General features: G+C 70.8%; 7 protein-coding genes and 1 pseudogene. 3 read left to right on the top strand and 5 right to left on the bottom strand.

What is annotated here, in order from left to right; genetic code table 11:
- Window positions 1–645 (bottom strand): Acg family FMN-binding oxidoreductase (locus tag KUTG_RS02770; RefSeq protein WP_043714670.1); only part of this gene is annotated, 645 nt, incomplete at its 3' end.
- 153 nt (window positions 646–798) lie between these two features.
- On the opposite strand from KUTG_RS02770, the gene KUTG_RS02765 reads away from it, so the two are divergent.
- Complete coding sequence (locus KUTG_RS02765) at window positions 799–2,478, top strand: GAF domain-containing sensor histidine kinase (RefSeq protein WP_043728057.1); 1,680 nt, start codon at window positions 799–801, stop codon at window positions 2,476–2,478.
- Window positions 2,479–2,535: 57 nt separating this feature from the next.
- Here KUTG_RS02765 and KUTG_RS57905 read toward each other — a convergent pair whose 3' ends face one another.
- The 3 genes and pseudogenes from KUTG_RS57905 to KUTG_RS02755 form a co-directional block, all read right to left on the bottom strand.
- On the bottom strand, window positions 2,536–2,751 hold the full coding sequence (locus KUTG_RS57905) for a hypothetical protein (protein WP_157494275.1): 216 nt from the start codon (window positions 2,749–2,751) through the stop codon (window positions 2,536–2,538).
- A gap of 37 nt (window positions 2,752–2,788) precedes the next feature.
- A pseudogene (locus KUTG_RS02760) lies at window positions 2,789–3,437 on the bottom strand (response regulator).
- A 43-nt stretch (window positions 3,438–3,480) separates the two neighbouring features.
- Entirely contained in the window at window positions 3,481–4,119 is a 639-nt protein-coding gene (locus KUTG_RS02755) for a CBS domain-containing protein (protein ID WP_043714668.1), read from the bottom strand.
- Between the two features lie 131 nt (window positions 4,120–4,250).
- On the opposite strand from KUTG_RS02755, the gene KUTG_RS02750 reads away from it, so the two are divergent.
- On the top strand, window positions 4,251–6,791 hold the full coding sequence (locus KUTG_RS02750) for a cation-translocating P-type ATPase (protein ID WP_084578814.1): 2,541 nt from the start codon (window positions 4,251–4,253) through the stop codon (window positions 6,789–6,791).
- Window positions 6,788–7,198, top strand: a complete 411-nt coding sequence (locus KUTG_RS02745) for a universal stress protein (RefSeq protein ID WP_043728054.1) — start codon at window positions 6,788–6,790, stop codon at window positions 7,196–7,198. Before KUTG_RS02750 ends, KUTG_RS02745 begins: the two co-directional genes overlap by 4 nt.
- Before the next feature lie 10 nt (window positions 7,199–7,208).
- On the opposite strand, the gene KUTG_RS02740 is transcribed toward KUTG_RS02745, so the two are convergent.
- Window positions 7,209–8,027 carry a hypothetical protein gene (locus tag KUTG_RS02740; protein ID WP_157494273.1) on the bottom strand — a complete coding sequence of 273 codons (819 nt, stop codon included), beginning with the start codon at window positions 8,025–8,027 and terminating at the stop codon, window positions 7,209–7,211.
- Window positions 8,028–8,328: the final 301 nt, after the last annotated feature.

Below are 8,328 nucleotides of genomic sequence, written 5' to 3'. Positions count from 1 at the left end.
CCGGTCCTGCGGCTCGTTCGCCGGGCCGGCCGAGCGGGCCGGCACACCGTCGTGGTGCTTGCCCTGGTGCCCGGTCCAGTGCTCCAGCTCGGCGCGAAACGCCACGTCGGCCAGCTGGACCTGGTGGGCGCGGGTGACCAGTGCGTGCAGGCGGGCCCGCTGGGTGGGTTCGGTGATCGGGTGCAGCCACGAGCGCTCGGCCTGCGCGGCGTGCACGAGCTGGTTCAGCTGAACCGGCGTCACGCGGTCGGTCAGGAACGGCTTGCGGTTGGTGTGCCGCGCCGGGATCGCGCGGCGCAGGTCCATGATGTGGTCGCTGGGCGTGACATGGCCGCCGCGGCGGACGACGGCGAGCGTCTTCGTGCCATGGGGCAGCAGCGTCACGAGCGGGCGAATACCCAGCGCCTCCAACGCGATGCGGAGGTTGGCCAAGGCCGCTCCGCACGACAGCCGCAGCTCCTTGTCGTCCGGGTCGGTGGCCGGCAGCCGGCGCGCCAGGTCGGCGTGCAGCTCGATCCGGTCGGGCAGCACCCGGAACCGCCACGGCTGGCTGTTGTGCACCGAAGGCGCCATCGTCGCCGCGCCGAGCACGGCGGCCACCTCGTCCGGGCTGAGCCCGAGGCTGGCGGGAACTGGACTGGTCATGGCTCAACGGTGCGCGTCGGCGCCCTTGCGCAGACACGGCCCAAAGTCATGCCGGACCAGGGCCCTCGACCACGAAACGGCCGGGCCCCTTGGACGTGACCCGGCGGCGTGGCAGGCTTCCGGTTGTCGACGGAGATCAACGGGAGCATCGCGATGTCAGAGCCCGACAGTCCGCGGATGCTGGGCAGCCTGCGGCTGGACGAACTGCTGGCCGAGGTCCAGGAGCGGCTCGCCGAGATCGTCAACACCCGCGACCGCGTGCAGAGCCTGCTGGACGCCGTGCTCGCCGTCGGCTCCGGCATCGAGCTGGACTCCACGCTGAACCGGATCGTGCAGGCCGCGGCCGACCTCGTCGAGGCCCGCTACGGGGCGCTCGGTGTGCTGGCCAACACCGGCGACGGCCTGTCCGAGTTCGTCTACCTGGGCATCGACGCCGAGCAGCGCAAGATCATGGGACACCTGCCGGAGGGACGGGGCCTGCTCGGTCTGCTCATCCACGACCCCAAGCCGATCCGCCTGGCCGACCTGGCCTCGCACCCGGCGTCGGTGGGCTTCCCGCCCAACCACCCCCCGATGCACAGCTTCCTCGGCGCGCCCGTCCTCGTGCGTGACGAGGTGTTCGGCAACCTCTACATGACCGAGAAGCGTGGCGGTGGCGAGTTCACCGCCGACGACGAGGTCGTGCTGCGGGCCCTGGCCGCGGCCGCCGGCGTCGCGATCGAGAACGCCCGCCTGTTCGAACGGTCCCAGCAGCGGCAGCGGTGGTTGGAGGCGACCTCCGAGATCCGTGCCGAGCTGCTCGGCGGGGCCACTGTGGACGATGCTCTAAGCCTGGTTGTGTTGCGGGCCATGGAATTGACCGATTCCACGTGTGCGATGGTGCTGCTCGCCAACGGCGACGACACCCTGACAGTTCGCGGCGTCGTCGGCGCCTGCGCGGAACAGCTGGAAGGCACCACGCTGCCCGACGGCCGTCGGCTGCTGGACAACGCCCCACGGCTCATCACCGACCTCGCGCAGGAGCTCGACGGCCGCCTCCCCGGGAACGTCCTCGGTCCAGGCCTCGTCGTCGAGTTCCGCACCTCCGACGGCAGCACCGGCGCGCTGGTCACCGCCCGGGACAAGGACGGCGTCGACTACCGGCCCGACGACGTCCCCCTCGTCACCTCCTTCGCCGACCAGGCCGCGCTGGCGCTGGAGCTGGCCGAGAAGCAGCGCACCAAGGGCATGCTCGACCTGCTGGCCGACCGCGAGCGGATCGCCCGCGACCTGCACGACCACGTCATCCAGCGGCTGTTCGCCACCGGTCTGAGCCTGCAGGGCACCCTCCGCATGATCGTCGACCCCGAGGCGCGCAAACGGGTCCAGAACTCCGTCGGCCAGCTCGACCAGACCGTCATGGAGATCCGCACCTCCATCTTCGACCTCCACACCGCCGACGAGGTCTCCAGCCTGCGCCGTACCCTCCTGGACGTCGTCTCCGAGCTCACCAACGGCACCGACGTCTCCCCGTCCGTGCGCATGTCCGGCGCCGTCGACACCCTCGTCCCGCCCGACGTCGCCCCCCACGCTGAGGCCGCCCTCCGCGAGGGCCTGTCCAACGCCCTCCGTCACGCCCGCGCCAAGCACATCGTCGTCACCATCGAAGCCGCCCACGACCTCATAGTCGACGTCCTCGACGACGGCGTCGGCGTCCCGGCCACCGTGGCCCGCAGCGGCCTGGCCAACATCGAGAACCGGGCCTCCACCTTCGGCGGCACCCTCACCGTCACCCCCGGCCCCGACACCGGCACCCGCTACACCTGGACGGTGCCCATCCGGCCGACCAGTTAGGGGACAGGGTTGGCGCTGCCGGAGATCATTCTGCCGAGTGGCGGATGACCTGCACCTCTACAGTTGCGGTGAGGTGGCGGTGGCCGATACGCCGGCGAGTGTTTGACCTTTTTCGCCCTCCAGGACGGCTTTGTTGTCGATCTCCCAGGTGGCTCCGGATTTACCGGCTGTCACCTGCTTTTTCTCTACGAATTCCATGCCTGGTGTCGAGGCGAATTGTCCTGGCACGTAGACGGCGACCTGCTCGTCGGTTTGCCACTTTTCGATGGTCACGCAGTGATCCCTCTTGTGAGTGGCGAGGCAGGGTGGGTCAGGAACCCCGCTTGTCCTTCAGCTCGGTCGCCAGCACGGCGGCCTGGGTGCGGCGCTGCATGCCGAGCTTGGCCAGCAGGTGGGAGACGTAGTTCTTGACGGTCTTCTCGGCCAGGAACATCCGTTCGGCGATCTGGCGGTTGGTGAGGCCCTCGCCGATGTGTTCGAGGACGACGCGCTCCTGGTCGGAGAGGACGGCCAGGGGGTCGGTGCGCTGCTCCTGGTCGCGGCGCAGGCGGGCGAGCAGGGCAGACGTGGTGTGGGTGTCGAGCAGGGACTGGCCGGCGGCGACGGTGCGGATGGCGTTGACGAGGTCGCTGCCGAGGACCTGCTTGAGCAGGAAGCCGGCGGCGCCGGCCATGATGGCGTCGAACAGGGCGTCGTCTGTCGGAGAACGACGTGAGCATGAGGCACTGCAACGACGGCATGGAGGAGCGGAGCTCGCGGCAGAGCTCGACGCCGTTGCCGTCAGGGAGCCGGACGTCCAGCACGGCCACCTGGGGCTGTGCGGCGGGCACGCGGACGAGGGCCTCGGCGACGGTGCCGGCCTCGCCGATGACCTTGAGGTCCGTCTCGCCTTCGAGCAGGTCGGAAATACCGCGCCGAACGATCTCGTGGTCGTCCACGAGGAACACGCCGATGGTCATGCCGCCACCTCCGAGTAGAGCCTTCCACGTTCCTGCCCGCTGGTCACGCGACACCCGGATCCACATCGTCGGCCTCGTGCTCGACGGCGCCGGCGACGCCGACGACACCGGGCAGCGCCCAGGCGATGCGGATGGCGGCGATGGCCTGGCTGCGCCGGGCGACGCGTCCGCCGAGCGTGACGACGCCCTCGGCGACGGTGGCGGTGACGCCCTCGGGCACGGCCCTGAGCACACGGTCGCGGATGACCTCGTCGGAGACCAGGAACAGGCGCAGCACATCGGCCCGGGACAGCACGCCGGCCAGCCGCCCGTCGCCCTCGACGACGAACAGCCGGCGGACGTCGGCCCGGCCGAGCTTGCTGGCGGCGTCCTCGACGGTGGCGTCGGCGCCGATGGTGATCACGGGCGAGGTCATCAGCCGGGCGGCCGTGCCGGCGTGGGCCTTGCGGCTGCGCACGGGGCGGGTGGTGGTCAGCAGCTGGGAGAGCCCGCCGCGCATCTCCTCCTTGCGGATCAGGTCGGCCTCGGACACCACGCCGGTGACCCGGCCGGCGCCGTCGATCACCGGCACCGCGCTGATCCGGTACTCGGCCAGCGTGGAGACGATCTCCTTGAACGGGGTCTCGGGCGTCACGGCGATGACCGGGGTGGTCATCACCGATCGCACAGTGGGGTAACTCATCGCTGGCCTCCAACTCGGCATGGCCCCAGCACACCGCACGCGCGGCCCTGCGGGACAGTGCCATCGCGCCCGGTCCCCAGGGGACCTGTGGCCCTGGTTGCCGCGAAGCCGCCGGCGCGAGCCTCGAAAGCATGACCGTGACGGTGAGTTCGACCCCGGCTGGACTGTCCACCCGGGAGGCACAGCGCCGCCTGCAGCAGTACGGCCCGAACGCGTTGCCGCAGCGGTCGACCCGCCGGTGGTGGCGCGAGCTGGTCAAGCAGTTCACGCATCCGCTGGCGTTGCTGCTGTGGATGGCGGCGGCCCTGTCGGCGGTGTCGGGCTCGACGGAACTGGCCATCGCCATCCTGGTCGTGATCGTCCTGAACGCGCTGCTGGCGTTCGTGCAGGAGCAGCAGGCCGAACACGCTGTCGAGGCGCTCGGACGGTATCTGCCGCAGCACGCCTGGGTACTGCGCGACGGGCACCGCCAGCAGGTGCTGGCCGTCGACCTGGTGCCCGACGACGTGCTGTTGATCGAGGAGGGCGACCGGGTCTCGGCCGATGCGCAGCTGGTCGAAGGCGTGGTGGAGGTGGACAACTCGGCGCTGACCGGCGAGTCGGCGCCGGTGGTGCGGGACGCGTCCTTGGAGGACGACACCGAGCATCCGCTGGACTCGCCGGTGCGGGTGTTCAGCGGGACCGTGTGCACTGAGGGCTCGGCCAAGGCCGTGGCGGTCGGCACCGGTGCGCACACCGAAATCGGGCGCATCGCGGCGTTGTCGCAGAGCGTGCGGGTCGACCAGAGCCCGTTGGAACGCCAAGTGCGCCGGGTGGCGTGGCTGATCGCCATCGTCGCCGTCGGTGTCGGCGTGGCGTTCCTGCCGCTGGGGCTGGCTGCCGGCTTGTCGTTGGCGGCGGCGCTGTTGTTCGCGATCGGGTTGCTGGTGGCCAACGTGCCGGAGGGCCTGCTGCCGACGATCACGTTGGCGCTGGCCGTGGGCGTGCGGTCGATGGCGCGCCGCGGAGCGGTGGTCAAGCGGCTGTCCGCAGTGGAGACGCTCGGGTCGACAACGGTCATCTGCACCGACAAGACCGGCACCCTGACGGCCAACTCCATGCACGTCGTCGAGGCGCGTCCCGCGTCGCCGGCGCTGGCCGAGGCGTTGCTGAGGTGTAGCACGGCGGACGACACGACCGGCGATCCCACCGAAGTGGCGCTGGTGCGCTACGCCCGGGAAGCGGGCGTCACGACCGGATTCGATGTGCGGGACCGAGAACGGTTGGGGCTCAACCGGTTCGATCCCAGACGGAAGATGATGTCCACGGTGGATGCCAACGGCATCCACGTGAAGGGCGCGCCGGAGGCGGTGCTGGCCCGGTGTGTCGGCGACGTCTCCGCGCTGCGCCGGGACGCCGAGGAGCTGGAGGGCCGCGGCCTGCGCGTGCTGGCAGTGGCCACGAAGCCGTTGTGCGGCAAGACCATGCCCGCGCCGCAGGACGCGGAGTCGGGACTCACGGCGATCGGCGTGGTCGGGCTGCTCGACCCGCCGCGGCCGGAAGTGGCCGCCGCGGTGGAGGCCGTGCACACCGCCGGCATCAAGGTGCACGTCGTCACCGGCGACAACGGCCACACCGCCGCCGAGATCGCCCGCCAGGTCGGCATCGACGCCGATCGCGTGGTCGAAGGCGCGGTGGTCGACCGGATGCCCGAGGACGAGTTGGACCGCCTGCTGGCCGGCGAGGGCGAGATCGTGTTCGCCCGCTCCACCCCGGAGACCAAGCTGCGCATCGCGGACGCGTTGCGGCACCAGGGCGAGATCGTGGCGATGACCGGCGACGGCGTGAACGACGCGCCGGCTCTGCGCCGCGCGGACATCGGCGTGGCGATGGGCGCCGCCGGCACCGACGTGGCCCGCGAGGCCGCGACCCTGGTGCTCACCGACGACAACTTCGCCACCATCGCCGCCGGCATCGAGGAAGGCCGGCGCGTGTTCGACAACGTGCGCAAGTTCATCCTCTACATCTTCGCCCACGCCATCCCGGAAGTCGTGCCGTTCCTGGTGTTCGCGCTCGCCGGTGGTGCGATCCCGTTGCCCCTGACGGTGTTGCAGATCCTCGCGATCGACCTCGGCACGGAGACGCTGCCCGCGCTGGCGCTGGGCCGCGAGCCGGCCGAACCCGGCCTGATGACGCGGAATCCGCGCGGGCGCGGCGAAGGCGTCATCACCAAGCGGCTGCTGTGGCGGGCGTGGGGCGTGATGGGCTCGGTGTCGGCGGTGCTGGCGCTGCTGGCGTTCTTCGCCGTGCTGCTGGCCGGCGGCTGGCATCCCGGCGACCATGTCGGCGTCGGTTCGCCGCTGCACCAGGTGTACATGCAGGCGACGACCGCGACCTTCGTCGGCATCGTCGCCTGCCAGCTGGGCACCGCCTTCGCCGCCCGCACCGAATGGGCGTCACTGCGGGCGATCGGCCTGACCACCAACCGGCTTCTGTTGGCCGGCATCGCCTTCGAGCTCGCATTCACCGCGGCGCTGGTGTACGTCCCGCCGCTGCAAGAGGTGTTCGGCACGGCGGCCCTGCCGCCGTGGGTGCTGCTGATGATGCTGCCCTTCCCGGTTGTCGTGTGGGGCGTGGACGAACTCAACCGGTGGCGTCGGCGCCGCCGGTCCGGACAAGTGAGGAAGCCATGATCGTTGTGGGAGTGGACGGCACCGAGGTGTCGCAGAAGGCGCTGGCATGGGCCGTGCGCGAGGGCGAGGTTCGGCACACGTCGGTGCACGTGGTGCACGCGTGGCGCTTCGACCCGATGACGGATCTGCTGCCCGGTCAGCAGATCAAGGAGGACTCGACCGCGCTGCTGGAGCGCGAGGTCGCCGTCGTCACCGGACGGCCGCGTTCGGACGACATCAGCTACTCCAGCGTGCAGGGCGACGCCGCGCGGGTGCTGCACGAGGTCAGCGAGGGCGCGGACATGCTCGTGCTGGGCAGCCACCGGCGTGGCCCGGTCGGGGAGCTGCTGCTCGGCTCGGTCAGCCGGGAATGCGTGCGGCACGCCACCTGCCCGGTCGTCGTCGTGCCCTCGGGCGACAGCGATTGACGATCCGTCGTCAGCACTGCTGCGGGAACAGGAAAGTCGTGGCGACTTCGGTGCTCCCGTCCGGCAACTGCCATCGTTTCTCGTCGGGGTACATGGACTTGTCGTGGGCGCGGTCGGCGTTGTAGTCCAGCTGTAACTCATTGTTCGCGGCGTCGTCGGCGGTGGCGAGCAGGAACCGATATGTGCGAGCACCGGAATCGGTGTTCGCGGGTATCGTCGACCGGAAGGTGGCCGAGGCGGTGGCCTTCGCGAAGAACAACGCGTGGGGGCCGCCCGCCGGGTCCGGATAGCGTTCGAGGACGACCCACAGGTGCTGGTCGCCGGCTTGCTGGTCGCTTCCGGAGACGACGTAGTCGGTGCTGCAGCCGCCCGGCCGGTCGAATGCCACGGTGATGGTCGGCGGCTGCGCGGCGGCGCCGTTGGTTGTGCGCGTCGGCGCCGGAGGCGCCGTGGCCGGCGGAGTTCGCGGCTTGGTGGTGATCTCCGGCGGTGTCGCGGGTGGCGGCGCCGGTTGCGACGACGGCGTTGTGATCGGGCCGGTTGTCGGGCTGGGCATGGTTGACGAGCCGGTCGCCGTCGTGGCTGGTCGGTCGGTCGAGCGGGCGAGCACGCCCAGCGCGCCGCCGCCCACCGCGGCGGTGACGACCAGGGCAACCACCAATGCGGCGAGCACCAGGCCGGGCCTGCGGCGTTCCCACCACAACACGAAGAGAACGACCAACGCGGCACAGAAGCCCAGCGCGACGATCGCGGCGATCAGCGCGACGGTGCCGTCGCCGCCGGTGAAGATCTGAGAGATTTGTTGCCCCGCGGCAATTGCGCCGAGCACCGTCGCCAGGCTCGCGAGAATCGGCACAATGCGGGACTTCGCCGTGCTGGGCGGTCGACCCGGCGGCTTTCTCGGGGCGGAATCAGGCGGCTGCGGTGTGGGCGGCACAGCGGCAAGTTCGCAAGGGATGAATGCGCCGTTACCGGCTCTCACCCGTTCGTCCGCCGAACGAGCAGGTGACGATCGCCGTTTCAGGGCCGAAAGTCCTGGCCAGGTCGGGACCTCGGCCGTGGCCTACGGCCCTGGGGCCGACCAGCGCCTCCCGCGACGCTGAATGCGACGAAGAACCAGCGGACACGGC

It is taken from the genome of Kutzneria sp. 744, from assembly GCF_000568255.1.
Classification (GTDB): domain Bacteria; phylum Actinomycetota; class Actinomycetes; order Mycobacteriales; family Pseudonocardiaceae; genus Kutzneria.
The sequence above is the reverse complement of the archived record's forward strand: the minus strand, read 5'-3'. Positions and strand labels throughout refer to the sequence as shown.

What these genes read in the sequence shown, in the direction of transcription:
- KUTG_RS02765 (WP_043728057.1), top strand. Translation starts at nt 799, where the DNA reads ATGTCAGAGCCCGACAGTCCGCGGATGCTGGGCAGCCTGCGGCTGGAC.
- KUTG_RS02755 (WP_043714668.1), bottom strand. Translation starts at nt 4,119, where the DNA reads ATGAGTTACCCCACTGTGCGATCGGTGATGACCACCCCGGTCATCGCC.
- KUTG_RS02750 (WP_084578814.1), top strand. Translation starts at nt 4,251, where the DNA reads ATGACCGTGACGGTGAGTTCGACCCCGGCTGGACTGTCCACCCGGGAG.
- KUTG_RS02745 (WP_043728054.1), top strand. Translation starts at nt 6,788, where the DNA reads ATGATCGTTGTGGGAGTGGACGGCACCGAGGTGTCGCAGAAGGCGCTG.